Here is a 16,411-nt window from a genome sequence, read left to right on the forward strand (position 1 = left end):
TGTCCCGCGTCAAGTAGTTGGCAGGGATTCTTCGATTTCGAAGTTGGGGATGGTCGGGTCGGCCAGGCCCATGTGCACCTCTATCGGCCGGTTCCAAGCGATCGCCTCATGAGGGCGGGTCTCGTTGTACTCGATGCGGTAGTCCTCGGCGCGTTCGACGAGGGTGAGCGCGTCGGGGATGTCGTCGAGGAACAGCCGTTCGTACTTCAGCGTCCCGAAGCCGCGTTCGCGTGATCCGTTCTGCCCCGGTGACTTCACCCTGGTGCGGACGTGTCGCAGTTCGGGGTGGCGCATGATGAACAGCTCGAAGTTCATCGATCGGAATGGACCGCCGTTGTCTGTGACGATCGTGACGACCGGCAGCAGCTCGCCGGTCTCGTCGTCGACCTGACATTGGTCGACGAGGGGGTGGCCGAACAGGGTCACGTAGTCGACGAGGGCGAGTTCGATCGCGGCGATCGCGTCGTGCTGGTTCGCGGTCGGCGAGGTGTGAAACGGGTGCTCGAGCTTCGAGTACCAGTCCCGGCAGCCGGCGATCCTCCAGATCCCACCCTGGGTGGTCTCGAACTCGCTGAAGTCCAACTGCCATACCTGGTTCGGGCCGGTCGGGTTTCGTGCGAACGCGGCCTTGCGGTTCTTCGCGAGTTCTCGACGCTGCTTCTGGTACTCCGATGGCAGGATCAGCCCGTCATCGCGCAGCAGCCGCAGCACGGTCGCCTGGGACACCTTGTGTCCGTCATGGCGGGTCATCGCCCAGATCTTCCGGTGGCCCCACTCCGGCTTCTTCAACGCATGCGCGACCACCAGCGGCCGGGCCGCGTCTCGCGCCGGCTGCGGCCACGGGCCCTTCGGCGGCCGGTCAGTCTTCGCCTTGGCCTGCCAGCGCCGCCAGGTGCGTTCGGGCATGTCGATCAGCTGACAGAACCTCGCGGTCGACATGCCCGCCTCGGTGCGGATCACCTCGAGGTCCTCGAAGGGCCCAGGCGGCCCTCGGCGCTCTTCTTCCAGACCCGGATCTCGACCGCGGCCTCACCCAGCGCCTGGGTGAGCTCGGCGACCTCGTCCTCGAGCTGCTGCTCGCGGGTCGAGGGCTTGGACTTACCCGCCTCGATGCCGGCTCTGCCGCCCTCGAGGAACTGGCGCTTCCAGTTCCCGATGGCCTGCTCCGAGACCTTCTCACGGCGGCCCGCTTCAGCGATCGTGATCTCGCCCTGCAACACGGACAACACGATGCGGAGCTTCTTCTCCACGGGGATCGTCGGTGGACGACTCATGACATTCAGACCTCTCAGCTGGGGCGTTACATCAGCAACTAACTACCCCTGCCAAACATTCTGACGCGCGACAGCAAGCCCCACCCGCCAGAACGTCCCCGCCGCAGCGGGCGCCACATCCACACCCGCGTCAACGCCCGCGGGAACACACGTAGCAACTTCGGGACCGAGGCCAGTGAGAGGAGACCGTCATGACGGTCACAGGTGACACGGGACGGCCGGTGCGGCTGCCGCGCCGTTCACGGCAGGGCATCGTGCTCGGCATGGATGGCTGGCAACTCGGATTCCTCGCTGTCGCAGCACTCGTGATCCTGATCGCGGTGAACAGGTTCGGTCCCCTCGGGCTCCTCTACTCGTTCCCCATCTTTCTGCTCCTCGGCGGCACCGCTCTCGCGACTATCCATGGGATTTCTGCCCCACGGATGGGGGGTCTGTGGGTGATGAAACAGGTCCGGCATCTCATGGGTGGGACGAAGGACACGTTCCGCCCGGAGGCACCGCGCGTGGCCGGGACGTTGAACCTGCCGGGGGCGCGGGCGTCGGTGCAGCTGTGGGAGTTCGAGGGCATCGGGTGCGTGTACGACCCGCAGCACCGCACTGTGTCGGTCACCGCGGAACTCGAGGTGCAAGGGTTTCTGATGCACGACACCCCGGACCGGTACGACCTCGCACAGCAATGGTCGACCGTGTTGGCATCCTTCACGCAACGCCCCGGGATCAAGCGGGTCACCCTGCAGGAACGGACGATCCCCACGACGATTCGTGCCGCCCGGGACCACTTCGACACCGTCCGGGTGCGCCGCGGAATTGACCCGGGATCGCCGGTGGTGCAGAACTACCGGGACGTGTTGGATCAGTCAGAGCGGTTCGCGGTCTCACACCGCAACTACCTCACCTTCACCCTGGATTTGATCGCGCTCGGTGCGCAGCTGCGATCCCTCGGCGGCGGGAAGCCCGCGATCCAAGCACTCGCCGCCCTCCAGGCGGGAAACCTTGACGATGCCCTCGAGACCGCCCGCATCAAAGTGCGCGCCTGGCTCACCCCGAGGGATATCGCCGCTCTCGCGCGGGTAACGGTGGACCCGGAGTTCGCGCCCACGGTGCAGAACCGCACCGACACGCAGACCGGGGTGGATCCGGTGGCGATCGGGCCGATGTATCTGGAGGAGCCGCAAGGGCGGAACGGAATCGTCTACACCGACTCCGCCGTGCATACGACGATGTGGATTCACGAATGGCCGCGATCCGATGCGGCGGTCGGGTTCGTCGCACCGATCGTGTTCGCCCGCCACCCGGGCAGCGGTGATGCCGTCACCCACATCCTCTCCCTCGTCCTCACCCCCGTCCCCGTTTCCAAAGCGCTGAAGCGGATCCGGGATGAGAAGAAGGTGTGGCGTGGGAATGAGCGGCTCCGCGCAAAGCGCAGCGCCGACGGGTCGGCGGCGGACGCGGCGGACTGGGACGCGTTGGAGAAGCAGGAGCAGGAGATCGTGAACGGGCACGGCAAGTTCCGGTACGGCGCCTACCTCACGGTCTCTGAGCGAACCGAGGAGCGCCTCGATCACGCCGTCGCGGGGATGCGCAACGCACTCTCCCGCGCCGGCATGGAACCCCAGATCCTCTACTGCCAACAAGCCGAAGCACTGCTCGTCAACGCGCTCCCGCTGGGGTTGGGGATGAAATGACCCGCCGCATCCTCACCTTCACCCCGGCCGATGCGTCCCGGAAAGACCGCGCCCAGCTGAGCCGCGAAGTCGCCGCGGCGCTCCGCGCCGAACAACCCACACGCTCCAGCCGACGAGAGCGTGCCCTGCCGGAGCCGGCGGTGCCGGGACCGTTCGGGCCCGGTATCGCCGCCGGCGGGTACTGGAATCTGGCGGGTCTGCACGTGCCGCCGCATGAGGCAACGTCGCAGCACATCGCTGGGATCTACCCGTTCGTGGCCGACGCGGGCCTTGGTCACCGGGGCCCGATCGTCGGCGTCGATCTGAACGCAGACGCGTTATGGCACTTCTCCCCGTGGGAGGCGTACATCGATCAATCCGACCGCGGGTCGTTCTCCACCAACATCCTTGTCCTCGGTGCGTACCGGTCCGGTAAATCGGCGACCGTGAAAACCCTCGTCACCCGCTCCATCGCATTCGGTCACCAGGTGGTCGTGCCGTCCGACCCCAAAGGGGAATGGGTCGCGGTGGCTGAGGCGATGCCCGGCGGACGGGTCATCCGCCTCGGCGGCGGCACGAGTGCACGTCTGAACCCGCTCGATCGGGGCCCGCGACGATCGGATGCGTCCGATGAGCAGCACGAGCAGATGGTGAAGCAGCGCCGCATCGGCACCCTCATCGCCCTGGTCGAAATGGCGCTCGGCAAGCAGCGTCTCACCGCGGTCGAGCACGCCGCGATCCACGACGCCCTCGACCGGTGCGTCGCGCGCACCAACGATCACCCCACCCTCCGCGGGATATATGTGGAACTCGGATACCTCGCCGGAGAAACCGCGACCGCGTTCCGCGCCGCCGAAGGCGCCGTGCAACCCCGCTTCGTGCTCCGCCGGTTCGTCGCAGGCGACCTCGCCGGACTGTTCGAAGACGAATCGACCGTGGAGTTCGATCAGGACGCGCCCATGGTCGTCACCGACACCAGCGAACTCTTCGCCCGTGGGGAGCTCGCCGCGCAACTGACGCAAGTGTGCTCGACCGCGTGGATCCAGGCCGTGATCAGCGACCGTGCCGCACGCCGCACCCGATACGTGGTGCGGGAAGAGGGATGGCGAGACATGACGTCCCTGGCCAGTCTGCAGATGTTTCAGCAGTGGTTGAAGCTGTCCCGGCATTACGGGATCAGCAACATCGTCATCCTCCACAAAATGGGCGACCTCGACGCGGTCGGGGACGCCGACTCCCTCGAACGGTCCCTGGCGTACTCGATCGTGGGCGACATCGAGAACAAGTTCATCTTCCGCGTCAACCACCAAGAACAATCAGCCCTCCAAGAACGCCTCAACCTGCCCGCCCCGCACGTCGCGATGGCCAGACAGCTGCGGAAAGGCGAGTTCCTCGCGTACGTCGGGCAGTACTCCTACCTGGTGGACTGCTTCGCCACCTCCACCTCCTGGGAACAGGCCCTGTTCGACACCGACGACGCCGTCACCGCCAACGACCGCGACACCCCACTGCCCGCCCTGACCGACACCGACCTCGACGCGTTCTGGCCCACCGATGCGCCGTTCATGACGAGTGACTCCGAAGCCGTGGACGGGTGGTTGGCGCCCGCTCCGGATGTCGGAAGTACCGAAGTTCCCGACCGCCCCACTGCGGCGGCTCCTGAAGGAGGAGAGCAATGAGTGTTCTGCATCCGCCGCGCGCGTACGCGACCGTGACCGGACCCACCGCGACCTACGTCGCGCCCGACGGGCACACCGAACCCGTCATGACGGACGGCACCGAAGACATCCGTCACGCCGTCGTCCGCCGCGCCGCCACCGACGCCCGTACCGCCGGCACCCCGCTGGAGCTCGTCACCTCCGGCGACCGCGGCACCCATCACCTCCTCATCGACACCACCGGCACCATCACCGCCATCCCCGCCGGCGTCACCGCCGCCCTCCCCACGCATCCCGGAACCAACGCGGCGCTCACGGACGAGGCTGACGACACCCGGGCTGACATCCGCACCGAGGACGCGCGACGGGCGGGGGCGCCGCTATTCGATACCGTCTCGGTGCAGCACCCCGGGGCGGTGAACGAGGAGGCTCCGCCGGCCGGACCTAGCGTGCCAACCGAGGAGGAAGATCCTCCGACAACGACATCGCGGCCATCGTTCATCGCCGTCAGCACCGAGACCCCCGAGACCGGCACGGGGTGGCGGGCCGTCATGGCACGACTCGGACTCCCGGTACCCCTGTCGGCGCGGCAGGTGCAGCATGCGGAGTGGGCGCGGTCGGTTTCGCGGCATTGGGCGGGATGCCGGAGCATCGCGGTCGCGAACGGGAAAGGCGGGGTGGGCAAGACGATGACAACCGCGATGCTCGCCGCCGCCTACGCCCGGTGGGGCGGCGGGAATGTGCTCGCGTGGGACAACAACGACACCCGCGGCACCCTGGGCTGGCGCACCGACACCGGGCTCTACGACACCACCGTCCGCGACCTCCTCCCCGCCGCATTGGAACTTCTCGCCCCGGATGCTGGGGTGTCGGACATTGCCCGGTTCGTGCATCACCAAGGTATGGACCGGTACGACGTGTTGCGTAGCAACCCCGAGCTTCTCGCCACCCACCAGCGCATCCACGCCGACCAGTTCGATCTACTGATGCGTGTCTCCGCCCGCTACTACCGGCTTGTGGTCTTCGACTCCGGGAACGACGAATCAGCAGACAGATGGCTGCGCATGATCGACTCCAGCGGCCAGCTGGTGATCCCCACCCTCGCCGCCCCCGAATCCGCCGAATCCGCCGCGCTCCTCCTCGACGCACTCCGCACCCGCGACGAGCACTCCGCCTACCTCGCCGACAACGCCGTCGTGATCGTCACCCAAGCAGAGGCCGCAGGCCGGGATGTGGCACGAATCGCCGCAGGGTTCGAAGGTCACGTGCGGGCCGTTCACACCATCCCTTACGACCGGGCCCTGAAATCCGGGCCACTGCGCTTCGACACCCTCCACCCCCGCACCCGGCACGCGTGGCTCGCCGCCGCCGCCGCTATCGCTGACGGCCTCGAACAGCACAGTGGTGAGCGGTATGAATGAGGGACTCCTCGGCCGGATCATCGCGGTGGGGATCGCCTGCAGCATCCTGCTGTCCCTCGCGTTCTCGTTCCTCACCGAAACGCTCGCCACCTGGATCTGCGGTACACGCCCCACACCGACCAGCCCGTTCTCCGGGCTCTGGCTCGCCCTCACCGGCGACCACAACGCGTATATGCCGATTGACGGATGTGCGCTCCCGGTCTGGCAGATCCGCGCCGCGGATGCCGCGGTCGTTGTTCTGATCGTCGCGGCAGCGGCGGTGGGGTTGGGGGCGTGGCGGCGGTACCGGCACTCCGACCGGTACTTCCTCACCGACCTCCGCCAACGCCCCGGATTCGCCCCCGCATCCGAAATCAAAGACCACCTCTCCGCCAGGGCCGTCCTGCGGCGGGCGGGGCAACTCCGCCCCGACCTCACCCGCCCGACGCCCGCGGACGTCGGGTGGCGGGTCGGCAGATCCCGCGGGATGGACGTGTATGTCTCCATCGAAGACTCCGTCGCCCTCGAAGGACCACCCCGGTCAGGGAAGGGATACCGGGTGCTGATCTCCGCGATCCTCGACTGGACCGGACCACTAATCACCACGTCAACGACGAACGACAACCTCACCGCGACAATGCGGATGCGGCAGACCCGGGGTAACGTGCACGTGTTCGACCCGCAAGGCCTCTCCGGCATCCGTCACCCGTTACGCATCTCCCCCATCGCCGGATGCGAAGACCCGCTCGTTGCGATGCAACGCGGCACGGCGATCATCACCGGCACCGCTCTGGGCTCTTCCACCACGAACGCGGAGTGGGCGCACGCGTCCGGTGTGGTCCTTGGCCGGTTGCTGCACGCCGCCGCTGTCGGCGGGTTCACCATGGCTGACATCTACGAATGGGGATCCAGCCCCACCCTCGCCCGCCGCGCCGTCGACGTCCTCCGCGCCGACGGCACCCCCGGATGGGGCGACTCCCTCGAGGCCACAATCAGCGGCGACGAGAAACTCGTCTCCGGCATCTGGTTCGGAGTCCAAGGAGCCGTCGCACCCCTCGCCGTCCCCCAAATCCGCGACACCCTCATCCCCCGCCCCGGCGACCCGACATTCGACCCGAACGAATTCCTCACCGCCCCCAACACCCTCTACCTGATCGGATCGTCCTCCGGGTCCGCCGCGATGGGCGGGTTCCTCGGCGCGATGCTCGACGACATCGTCGAAACCGCCCGCACCCGCGCCCTCTCCTCACCCGGCTCACGGCTACACCTCCCCCTCGGACTCATCCTCGACGAGATCGCGAATATGTTCCGCTGGGGCAACCTGCCCCGCACTATGGCCGACGGCGGCGGACGGGGAATCTGCACCTTCGTCGTCCTGCAAGCCCTCTCCCAAGCCGAAACCGCCTGGTCCAAAGCCGAAGCCGACACCATCTGGGCTGCCGCGACCGCGAAAGTACTCCTCGGCGGTGCCAGCCACGTCGACCACCTCCGCGACATCGAGACCCTCCTCGGTGCGAGAGACACCCGCCGCACCCAACGGTCCTGGTCCACCGAGCGCGTCGGCCACCAAACCAGCGAGCAACACGAACGCCGCCCGCTGATGTCCGTCGACGAAATCCGGCGGATGCCCCAAACCACCGGACTGCTCGCCTACCGCAATCGCCGCGGCGTACTGCTCGACCTCTCCGGATGGGACGAACGCCGCGACGCCCGCACCATCACCGCCGGCAAGACCGCCACCGAGCAAGAACAACAATCCGTATTCACCGACACCTACATCACCCCCACCCGCCCGCCGGTCGCACGCACGGCTGAGGAGGGGGCGCCGTGAACAATCAACGCCGCGGGGACGTGAAGAACCTTTATCGGTACGGGTTCCTCCGCTCCCCCGCATGGTTCGCCCGCCGGGATAGCTGGTTCACCACTGAGACCCGAAGGGCAGGGGCACTCTTCTGCGCGGGATGCGGGGAACCAGCCACGCGTGACGAAGTCGAACTGCACCACCTGGACTACAGCGGCGTCACCCTGGAGGCGGGCAGGTGGCGGGCGCACGAAGAACACGGTGACCTTGCCGCACTGCACCCGTACTGCCACGAACTCCTGCACCGCCTACTGGAGCGCGACACCGTCCTCGCGAAGCACCGAGACAGGCGGACCGCATCCCTCGCCGCAATCGAGCGGCTGCGCACCAAACTCGCCCCGGAGACCTCATGAACAGCCACCCCGAACCCGTAGACCCCGTCGCGCTGCTCGCCGCTGACGCCGCCCGTGTCACCGGCAAGGCGAACCGCGGCGGGTCCTCCGCCCCATTGGGAGCGACGGTAATCAACTGGCGCACCCTCTCCGGGTCCGCCGCCGCAATGGCCTGGGCAGACCTCCGCGACTGGGTGGAATGGTTCACTATCCGCTACAACGTGCCCATCAGCACCGTTCCGACCTGCTGGTGGCAGCACGGAGCGCTCGTCGAGGAGCTCACGGCGCTCCGCACCGCGCACGCCGCAGCATTTGATCCCACCGACACAGGGAACGGGCCAATCGGCTGGCACGAACGGCTCACCGTCGCTCTCCCCCGCCTCACCCGCGCATACAGCGGCGGCTGCAACACCGGGCACCGCCCCCTCACACCCCGCTCATGGTCGAACGTGACCGACGAGCAGGAATGGGAACAGTGGACCAACGAGGCCCACGCCCACTGACACAGCCCGTGTCACCGACCGAAAGGAAGACAAGATGACAACCAGGATCCCGGTCACCATCGAGGGCAACCTCACCGGCGACCCCGAACATGGCACCAGCGACAACGGAAACGAGTACGCGAGGTTCAGCGTCGCCGTCAACGACCGCCGCCTCAACGACACCACCGGCCGGTGGGAAGACGCCGGCTCGGTGTTTCACCGCGTCGTGGTGTTCAACCAGCAAGCCCGGCACGTCGCCGACTCGCTGCACAAGGGCGACGCCGTGCTCGTCGCTGGCGACCTCCGGTTCGGCACCTATACCGACACCACCACCGGACAAACCCGCGAAACCCGCGACATCGTCGCGGACAACGTGGGCGCCTCCCTGAAGTACGGCGGCGTCACCATCGCCCGCAGCCCAAGAATTAGCGGCCCCGCAGCCGAAGCTACGGGGCCGACAACCGCACCGGCGGCCACCGGTGCAGCATTCGCGCGCTAAACCCTCGAAAAGGTGCGAGCGGGAGTCATGGTACTCCCGCTCGCACCGGTAACGTCACCGTCCCGTGTGGGGAACTTTCATTTCTCCGGGCTCGCCGTGCGCTCGCGTGCTACCGTAAACACATCACGATCAGCCCGCTCGCCTCACGGCTCGGGCTGATTTTCTTTTTGCGGGAGACGTGATGGTTGCATACGACAAACCGTGGTTGCCCATCGAGGCACAAATCGACAAACTCGCCAGCCGTGGCGTCGAGATCGGTGATGAGGCAGACGCCGCCAAGCTGCTGCGCGCAGTCGGGTACTACCGTCTCACCGGATACCTGTACCCGTTCCGCCGTTCGGAGCGCTACGACGACGAAGGTCGCACTCGAGTGCGCGTACTAAGCAGATACCGCGACGGCACAACAATGGCGCATGCAGCGAAGATCATCGACTTCGACCGGGCGCTCAGAATCCTCGTGCTCGACGGCATCGAACGGGTCGAAGTCTCCCTGCGAATGCAACTGGGCCACACCCTCGGTGCACAATCCCCCTTCGCACACCTGGACTCGGCGACATTCGTGCCACCGTTCACCACTGAATACACCGACCCGATCTCCGGACTCCCGACCAGCAAGCACCTCCAATGGATCGCGAAGGTCAACGCCCGCCGGGACGCATCCGATGAAGCGTTCGTCGCGCACTTCCGCGACAAGTACGACGGCCAGATGCCGATCTGGGCCCTCACCGAGATCCTCGAGCTCGGCCACCTGAGCCGCCTCTACAGCGGCCTGAACAACTCCCTCGCCACCGCGATCGCACACTCCTACGGGGCCCCGACGAAGCGGGTCATGGCGAGCTGGATCGCCAGCTTGAACTACGTCCGGAACGTCGCCGCCCACCACGCTCGCCTCTTCAACCGAAAGCTCGTCGTCGCCCCCAGCCGGCCACCCGTCGGAGACGTCCCGCTCCTGGACCATCTTCGAGACGACAGCAGAGCGAAAGCGGTATACGGCGTTTACAACGCCCTCGCTGTCACCGCCTACCTACTCCGCACGATCGACCGGGACTCCGGATGGCCAGAACGCGTGCTTCATCTCGCGCGAACCTTCCCGGGCATCCCCAGCTTCACCCTCGACACGATGGGCGCCCACCCGCGCTGGAAGCGCCTCGAGCTGTGGGCACCGTGACGTCGTCACCGAGACGGACCGCGACCCGGGATCGCTGGCGGCGAAGACGCGAGCTGCGGGTGCTGTCGAAGTCGATCTTCAGCGGCCCGGTGCTCTGAACTCATCGAGCCACGGAGCCCACGTTCCACGTGGACCTGATCGAGTTGCGCTTGGAAATGCTCTCGTTCGTGTTCCAGAACGTCGCTCTCCGCTGTGCGCGTCTTGATCAGCGCAGCGACCGCCTCCCAGGCGGGGTCGGAACCGTCGTTCGCTGAGGGGCCGCGCCCAGTCCCGTGATGAGAGCTTTCAGCGGCCGCGAGGGCACTTGCGCGTTCCAGCAGTGCGCGCCGCGTGGTGGCAAGCCAGGCAACCAGAACATCCTGTGAACTCTGCCTGGCGGTCAGCGTGGCGGTGATCGCCTCCGCGACACGATCAAGATCAGGCGCCATCCCCCACGGTCGGGCACTCGCATGATCCAGCGGAGGGATCCGATCGGTCGCGATCCCCTCCGGCGCGCCGGTTGGCTCTCGCGCCGCGCGCCCCAACTCCACCCGCGCGGCGCGTGCACCGTCCTCGATCGTGACCTCCACGGTGCCGCGCAACATCGTCTCCGCAATCGCCTGGCGTGCCGCGACCGGGGTGCGGGCGATCGTGATGGCCACGTTGTGCTCGCGGCCGCGGGTCATTCCGACATAGAGGCCCGACGCATTGACGCCCGGCCCCACGATAGACGCGTCGGTGGTCTCACCCTGGATGCCGTGCACCGTCGACGCGTACGCGAGGTGCACGTGCTCGGCGAGGTAATCGTGCGACACCACCCGCACGTCCCCCGCATCGTGCACGCTTCCAAGGCGTACCCCGCCGCGTTCGATCAGCTGAACGGTCCAGAGCGCTCGGTTCTCTACTCCGGTCGTGGTGTCGTTGCGGCGGGTCTGGACGATGTCCCCTTCGAGGATCCGCTGCTCCCCCTGCCCCACCGCAACCCTGCCCACGTGTAGCGCACCGCGGTCGAGCCGCTGCTGCTGGATGGCGTTGTTGATGGCATCGGCCTCGTCGTTCGTACTTGTCACCAAGGCCACCCGTTTCCCCGCACCCATCCACCGGAAGTAGGCATCGACCATTGCCTCGCGCGCTTCCGCATGGTCGGCGACGCGGTGGATGAGCCCGCGGTCATCAAGGTCCGCTGCGACGGTGAGAGCGGCATCCTCCGACGCAGGTTCGCGCATCCGCAGCGTCAGCGCCGCATAGTCGGGGTCACGGAAACGGTGCACCGCCGTCAGTTCCACCACCGCGGTCGCACGGCGGGTCAGACATGCCATCGCCCCCGAATGCCCGACCGGCATCGCCTGCAGATGATCGCCAACCATCGCGACGCCGGCCCCCGTCTCGGCCGCAAGCGCCGCCAGAGCGTTCGCGGTGTGCAGATCGACCATCCCGGCCTCATCGACCACCACCCGATCGCCCGGCGTCAGCGGGTAGCGGCGCGGCCCGGTGAACACGTTTCCGCTCGTCGGGTCGATGTCTCCGACGCTCAACCGGGACCATACCGGCGCGCCGGCTATGTCGTGGGTCCATCGCCAGCCGTGGTCGGCGAGCAGGGCGTGCAGGCTGGATCCTGTCGCCCCGATCTCGCGCGACGCTACCGCCGCAGCCTTCTTCGTCGGGGCGACCACCACGATGCGCCGGCCCTGCCGCGCCAATGCCCCGCTCGCCACACGAAGCGTCGTTGTCTTCCCCGCACCCGCCGGCCCCGTCACACTCACCAGCCGATCCGTGCCGGCAATCGATGCAGCCGCCTGCGCTTGCGCCGTATCGAGCACCACAGAATCGGTGAGAACTTGGCGGGCGACATCTTCGACAAGGTCTGCATCAAGCGGTTTCCCGGGCACGGCGAGAGCATCCAGGCGCGCGGCAAGATCCACTTTGAGCGACGCCGTCGCGACCGACATGAACCCCTTCACGTGCCCCGGCCGCGCACCCTCCCCCGCGAGCAAATCGACCGTGAGCGTGAGGGCACACGCCTCGACATCATCGATCAAGGGTTGGAAGGAGCCGCGGTCACCGACCAGCCCCGCGCCTGCGAGAGCGCGAATCACCCCTGCGCGTAAGTCAAAGGTGCTGAACCGTCCACCATTCGAAGCCGACCGGGCATCCGCATCCACCACCGCCTTCGCTGCCAGCACCTCACGATCCACACCCGCAGGCCGCTCCGGGCTCACTACCGGCGCGCGAGGCTCGAGCAGGGTCGGGTCGATCGCGGCGACCTCGTCTCGAATGAGGTGCTCCCACTCATCCTCATCGACCCGGGTCGGTTTGTTCGGGCGTCGGGTCGCCCACGCGAGCCGGTCGATTTGTTGCTGCACATCATGCGAGGGCTCCTGCCCTGGATGCTCAGCGCGCCACTGCGTGACTAGCACCGCTCGGTTTGCCTCGATCTGATTCGATCGGCGCGACAACGGCCGTACCGCCCGCGCCAACTCAGCGATCTCCCCGTTCGCGTCGACGGTATAGCCGTGGCGGGCGAGCGCGGCAATCCACGCAGGGTCCGTTCGCGCTGCGAGTTCACCCTCGGCATTGACAACAGTGTGGAACTTCATCGCGACCCGCGAGTCCACATTCGACCATTTGCCGTCCTGGCCCTGCACCTTCACGTTCAGCCACAGGTGCCGATGAATGTGCGGATCCAGCGCCCGCGACCGGCGATGCTGCAACTCCACCACCTCAACCCGATGAAGAGCCTCACGGAACCTGCCACCCGCACCTCGGCGCGCGTTCAGCTCCTGCTGCCAGGCTCCAATGATCCGGTCACGGAGACGGTCCTGAAGCGCCTCAAACTCGGTCGCCAACTCCGGATGTATGAGCGCAGCGATGCTGTACGACTTCGGCGCGTTGATCGTGCCATCCAGGATCAGATCCGCGGTCGGTCCAGAAAGATCCCGACCGCGCTGCTCCCCCGATTTCGGGTCTCGACCATCCACCCACTGCCGAAGTTGCTCGGCCGTGAGCGTGTCGCGAGTGATGATGCCGTCCGCGACAACGAGCCGAGTCATCCCCTGCGCACTGGACTCGCTGTATGCGGCGAGCGCGTCAACCCCGGCCGCAGTGAGCAAGTGCGAATCGCACACACCCTGGAACGCGTACGCCATCGCCTGCCGGACGCCCTGTGACCGAACGCCGCGCTTCCACCTCTGCAACCCACCCCGCACGCTCCGAGCGTACGCCGAGTCTGCGTATCACGCAGCGTGATTCACAGAAAGTGCCTGCGTGCATCGTCGTTTCGTCACTCTGGTCGCTCTTGGCGTCGTGGCTCGTATCGTCGGCGATCGCGTTCCGTCGATCGTCCCGAGGTGTCTCGACGTGTTCGCATGAGCGACCTTCATCGGGCACCTTCGCGGGCGGGACTTACGAGAATCGGCCCACTCCTCACTCCGCGGGCTGTGGAGTTTGCCGCTCTTTGGCGGTGTTCTGTGATCGCTTCGTGTCGCTAGTTGCCGATGACGAGAATGCTCGCGGCGGCTTCAATGACGTCGTCGGTAATGGTGTCGAGCTGGTTGATCTTCAGCACGCGATTGATCTGGGGGAAGAGCCGTTCGAGCAGGCGGAAGTTGCCGCGGGTGATGCGTTCGATGGCGGCGATGGCTTGAGCGTCGGTGAAGTCGTCAGGGTCGAGAGTCCTGCCGAGTCGCTTCCAGTGGCGGTCGAGAACGAAGAGGAGCTCTTCCCGGCCAAGGGCGCGGTAGTGGTGTGAGAAGCCGAGGCGGCTGTAGAGCTGGGGGTAGTGACGGAAGCGTTCGTCGATACCGGGCATGCCGATCAGGATCATCGCGAGATGCGTGCGGTCGTGACGGTCGCGGAGAAGCTCCAAGGCGGTCGGGGTGAGCCGTTCGGCTTCGTCGATGATGAGGAGCTCGACCAGGCGGGTGACGTCGTTCTGCCTGACCACTTCACCGTCGGGCATGAGGGAGCGGAGGTGCTCGTCGGCGCAGAGTCCGACTTTGATCTGCCAGTGGTCGATGTCGTGCATGAGGTCCTTGGGCCGGCAGAGGACTTCGGGTGTGTAGAAGACGGTGCGGGATCGGTTCGCCAGGGCATAGTGCTTTGCGTCGTGATCGCCTCTCGGTCCCCACGCGTTGATGTAGGGCTCGAGGGCGTCCCAGTTCGCGTAGCGGCGGGCGGAGTTGGTTTTCCCGACGCCGGCGGCGCCGTGGCAGATCCCGATGGTTTTCTCCTTTCGGACGGCGTTGGCGAACTCGGTGAAGCGTCGGTGTTCTTTGGTGACGATGAATGCCTGGTTCATCACTCGTCCTCTTCGTAGGTGCGAAGCCGTGGCCGCCGCTTGATCGGTTCGGGGGTGCGAGGTTCCTGGCGGGTGGCAACGGTCGGAATGCGATCGTGGATTGCACGACGCAGCTGCTTGCGGCGGGCGCGGCGGGCGGTTTCGATGTCGCGGAGGCTGAGGCGGAGGTTGGGGTGGGCCTCGTCGATGGCGGTGCAGATGAACGTGTCGCGGTCGTAGACTGAATCGCCCCGGGTTTAGTGGAGGGCGAGTTCTCCCAGCGCCGGCTGGTGCTGGGAGTTGATCTCACGGTAGTACTCGTTCTCTTTCTCGATGGGTGTGAGGTATCCGATCGAGGAGTGCAGTCGGTTCTCGTTGAACCAGTGCACCCAGGACAGCGTGGCCAGTTCCAGGTCGTCGGCGCTGCGGAACGGGCCGTCGATCTTCACGCACTCGGTCTTGTAGAGGCCGACGACGCTCTCGGCGAGGGCGTTGATGCTCCTATATCTGTCAAGCCGCGATTTGGAGGGGTGGTCGGGCTTCGCGGATGGGGCGCATCGCGGCCCAGAGTTCGCGGGCGAGAAGACGTTTCAGACACCGGATGATCTCGGACTTCGTCTTTCCTTCGGTGATCCGGCGGGCGACGTAGGCCTTAGTGGGTTCGTGGTGCTGCATGCGAACGATGACGACACGGTAGAGTGCGGCGTTTGCTTGCCGGTGACCGCCCCGATTGAGCCGGTGTCGGGTGGTCATCCCTGACGATGCAGGGATCGGGGCGACACCGCAGAGCCGGGCGAACGCGGCCTCCGAACGGATCCGTTCCGGATTGTCGCCGGCAACGATCAGCATCTCGGCCGCGGTGTCAGGACCGACCGCAAAGGCTTTCGCGAGGTCGGGAGCGATCTGCGCGGTCAGCTCTGCCAGGAGCTTCTCATGCCCGGAGATCTCGGCATCCAGTACTTCCCAGCGACGGGCGATCGATCGTAACGTGTGCTTGGTCGACGCGATGATTGTGGTCACCTGGCCCGGACGAAGCGCCGCGCAGCGATGGATGAGCGCCATCTTCGATAGCGGTTGCAGCTCCTGACGCAGATCGTCGGGGGCGTTCACGATGACCTGCTTGAGGCTGATCATCGCGGATGTTCTCGCCTTGACGGCGACGTCCTTGGCGACCTTGATCTGACGGATCATCTCCACTGTTCCATCGGCTGACTTCGGGATGGCCGTCGCCAGGCCCGCGAGGACTGCCCTGGCTGCGTTCTCGGCATCGATGGTGTCGGACTTGCCTCGTAGTCGCCTGTCGCGACGGTCCGTTCTCATCACCTCCAGCGTCCCGATTCCACGACGGCGCACTGCGCCGGCCAGGCCTGCACCATAGGAACCGGTGCCTTCGATCCCGAAGGTGAGTTTCCCGCCGAACGATTCGCCCCAGTCGATCAGCTGGCCGTAGCCACCGGAATCCGCCGCGAAAGATCGGCGATCCAGGACCGCGCCGAGCTCATCGATCGCGACGGCGACGTGGACGTGTTTGTGAGTGTCGACGCCGACAACGACTCGACGGTGAGAGGGGACTTGCTGCATGCTCATAGTGCTCGCTCCAACCAGATCAGGACAGGGTGAGTGACACTGGCCGGTCGGGTGGACGGGACTGTGATGGGACTGTTGCGATCAGGCTCCTATGAGGTCACGCCCGCCCGGCCAGCACCACGAGGGTGATGCGCCTCCTGACGGACGACAGATCAACAGCAAGGACACCCAGACTTCGAGGTCAGTCGTCAGCAAGAGTCAGGCCGCCAGGAGGTACTCGACACTCTCACA

15 protein-coding genes are annotated in these 16,411 nt (G+C 66.4%); 9 read left to right on the top strand and 6 right to left on the bottom strand.

What is annotated here, in order from left to right; all coding sequences use genetic code 11:
* Positions 1-9: 9 nt before the first annotated feature.
* Together CGU34_RS09410 and CGU34_RS09415 are read right to left on the bottom strand one after the other, a co-directional pair.
* On the bottom strand, positions 10-960 hold the full coding sequence (locus CGU34_RS09410) for an integrase core domain-containing protein (RefSeq protein WP_036296135.1): 951 nt from the start codon (positions 958-960) through the stop codon (positions 10-12).
* On the bottom strand, positions 957-1,274 hold the full coding sequence (locus CGU34_RS09415; RefSeq protein ID WP_081766164.1) for a helix-turn-helix domain-containing protein: 318 nt from the start codon (positions 1,272-1,274) through the stop codon (positions 957-959). The genes CGU34_RS09410 and CGU34_RS09415 overlap by 4 nt, the downstream gene beginning before the upstream one ends.
* Before the next feature lie 191 nt (positions 1,275-1,465).
* Here CGU34_RS09415 and CGU34_RS09420 point away from each other — a divergent pair, with 191 nt between their 5' ends.
* From CGU34_RS09420 to CGU34_RS09455, 8 genes are all read left to right on the top strand, one after another.
* On the top strand, positions 1,466-2,959 hold the full coding sequence (locus CGU34_RS09420) for an SCO6880 family protein (protein ID WP_100813967.1): 1,494 nt from the start codon (positions 1,466-1,468) through the stop codon (positions 2,957-2,959).
* Positions 2,956-4,617 (top strand): hypothetical protein, encoded by a 1,662-nt coding sequence (locus CGU34_RS09425; RefSeq protein ID WP_100813968.1) that lies wholly within the window; start codon positions 2,956-2,958, stop codon positions 4,615-4,617. The genes CGU34_RS09420 and CGU34_RS09425 overlap by 4 nt, the downstream gene beginning before the upstream one ends.
* Complete coding sequence (locus CGU34_RS09430) at positions 4,614-6,017, top strand: ParA family protein (RefSeq protein ID WP_100813969.1); 1,404 nt, start codon at positions 4,614-4,616, stop codon at positions 6,015-6,017. The genes CGU34_RS09425 and CGU34_RS09430 overlap by 4 nt, the downstream gene beginning before the upstream one ends.
* Positions 6,010-7,827 carry a type IV secretory system conjugative DNA transfer family protein gene (locus CGU34_RS09435; protein ID WP_100813970.1) on the top strand — a complete coding sequence of 606 codons (1,818 nt, stop codon included), beginning with the start codon at positions 6,010-6,012 and terminating at the stop codon, positions 7,825-7,827. Before CGU34_RS09430 ends, CGU34_RS09435 begins: the two co-directional genes overlap by 8 nt.
* Positions 7,824-8,210 carry a hypothetical protein gene (locus CGU34_RS09440; RefSeq protein ID WP_100812210.1) on the top strand — a complete coding sequence of 129 codons (387 nt, stop codon included), beginning with the start codon at positions 7,824-7,826 and terminating at the stop codon, positions 8,208-8,210. Before CGU34_RS09435 ends, CGU34_RS09440 begins: the two co-directional genes overlap by 4 nt.
* Complete coding sequence (locus CGU34_RS09445) at positions 8,207-8,692, top strand: hypothetical protein (protein WP_100812211.1); 486 nt, start codon at positions 8,207-8,209, stop codon at positions 8,690-8,692. The genes CGU34_RS09440 and CGU34_RS09445 overlap by 4 nt, the downstream gene beginning before the upstream one ends.
* 34 nt (positions 8,693-8,726) lie before the next feature.
* The gene (locus tag CGU34_RS09450; RefSeq protein WP_100812212.1) at positions 8,727-9,170 is read left to right on the top strand and encodes a single-stranded DNA-binding protein; all 444 of its coding nucleotides are present in this window, start codon (positions 8,727-8,729) and stop codon (positions 9,168-9,170) included.
* Between the two features lie 181 nt (positions 9,171-9,351).
* Positions 9,352-10,338 carry an Abi family protein gene (locus CGU34_RS09455; RefSeq protein ID WP_100812213.1) on the top strand — a complete coding sequence of 329 codons (987 nt, stop codon included), beginning with the start codon at positions 9,352-9,354 and terminating at the stop codon, positions 10,336-10,338.
* 5 nt (positions 10,339-10,343) lie between these two features.
* Here the strand turns inward: CGU34_RS09455 and CGU34_RS09460 are convergent, their stop codons facing one another.
* Both CGU34_RS09460 and CGU34_RS09465 read right to left on the bottom strand, forming a co-directional pair.
* Positions 10,344-13,427 carry an AAA family ATPase gene (locus CGU34_RS09460; protein ID WP_332870615.1) on the bottom strand — a complete coding sequence of 1,028 codons (3,084 nt, stop codon included), beginning with the start codon at positions 13,425-13,427 and terminating at the stop codon, positions 10,344-10,346.
* A gap of 374 nt (positions 13,428-13,801) precedes the next feature.
* Positions 13,802-14,614, bottom strand: coding sequence for an AAA family ATPase (locus CGU34_RS09465; protein WP_100812215.1), 813 nt, complete (start codon positions 14,612-14,614; stop codon positions 13,802-13,804).
* Between the two features lie 95 nt (positions 14,615-14,709).
* On the opposite strand from CGU34_RS09465, the gene CGU34_RS17540 reads away from it, so the two are divergent.
* Positions 14,710-14,838 carry a hypothetical protein gene (locus CGU34_RS17540; RefSeq protein ID WP_269800301.1) on the top strand — a complete coding sequence of 43 codons (129 nt, stop codon included), beginning with the start codon at positions 14,710-14,712 and terminating at the stop codon, positions 14,836-14,838.
* Positions 14,839-14,850: 12 nt separating this feature from the next.
* Here CGU34_RS17540 and CGU34_RS09475 read toward each other — a convergent pair whose 3' ends face one another.
* Both CGU34_RS09475 and CGU34_RS09480 read right to left on the bottom strand, forming a co-directional pair.
* Entirely contained in the window at positions 14,851-15,090 is a 240-nt protein-coding gene (locus tag CGU34_RS09475; protein ID WP_100813972.1) for an integrase core domain-containing protein, read from the bottom strand.
* A gap of 13 nt (positions 15,091-15,103) precedes the next feature.
* Positions 15,104-16,180, bottom strand: coding sequence for an IS110 family transposase (locus CGU34_RS09480; protein ID WP_100812876.1), 1,077 nt, complete (start codon positions 16,178-16,180; stop codon positions 15,104-15,106).
* Positions 16,181-16,411 lie beyond the last annotated feature (231 nt).

Origin of the sequence: Microbacterium lacus (genome assembly GCF_002812805.1) — a bacterium.
GTDB classification, from domain to species: domain Bacteria; phylum Actinomycetota; class Actinomycetes; order Actinomycetales; family Microbacteriaceae; genus Microbacterium; species Microbacterium lacus_A.

Coding starts and splice junctions, on each gene's coding strand:
- CGU34_RS09420 (WP_100813967.1), top strand. CDS start 1,466: ATGACGGTCACAGGTGACACGGGACGGCCGGTGCGGCTGCCGCGCCGT.
- CGU34_RS09465 (WP_100812215.1), bottom strand. CDS start 14,614: ATGAACCAGGCATTCATCGTCACCAAAGAACACCGACGCTTCACCGAG.
- CGU34_RS09480 (WP_100812876.1), bottom strand. CDS start 16,180: ATGAGCATGCAGCAAGTCCCCTCTCACCGTCGAGTCGTTGTCGGCGTC.
- CGU34_RS09435 (WP_100813970.1), top strand. CDS start 6,010: ATGAATGAGGGACTCCTCGGCCGGATCATCGCGGTGGGGATCGCCTGC.
- CGU34_RS09445 (WP_100812211.1), top strand. CDS start 8,207: ATGAACAGCCACCCCGAACCCGTAGACCCCGTCGCGCTGCTCGCCGCT.
- CGU34_RS09430 (WP_100813969.1), top strand. CDS start 4,614: ATGAGTGTTCTGCATCCGCCGCGCGCGTACGCGACCGTGACCGGACCC.
- CGU34_RS09450 (WP_100812212.1), top strand. CDS start 8,727: ATGACAACCAGGATCCCGGTCACCATCGAGGGCAACCTCACCGGCGAC.
- CGU34_RS09425 (WP_100813968.1), top strand. CDS start 2,956: ATGACCCGCCGCATCCTCACCTTCACCCCGGCCGATGCGTCCCGGAAA.
- CGU34_RS09455 (WP_100812213.1), top strand. CDS start 9,352: ATGGTTGCATACGACAAACCGTGGTTGCCCATCGAGGCACAAATCGAC.
- CGU34_RS09415 (WP_081766164.1), bottom strand. CDS start 1,274: ATGAGTCGTCCACCGACGATCCCCGTGGAGAAGAAGCTCCGCATCGTG.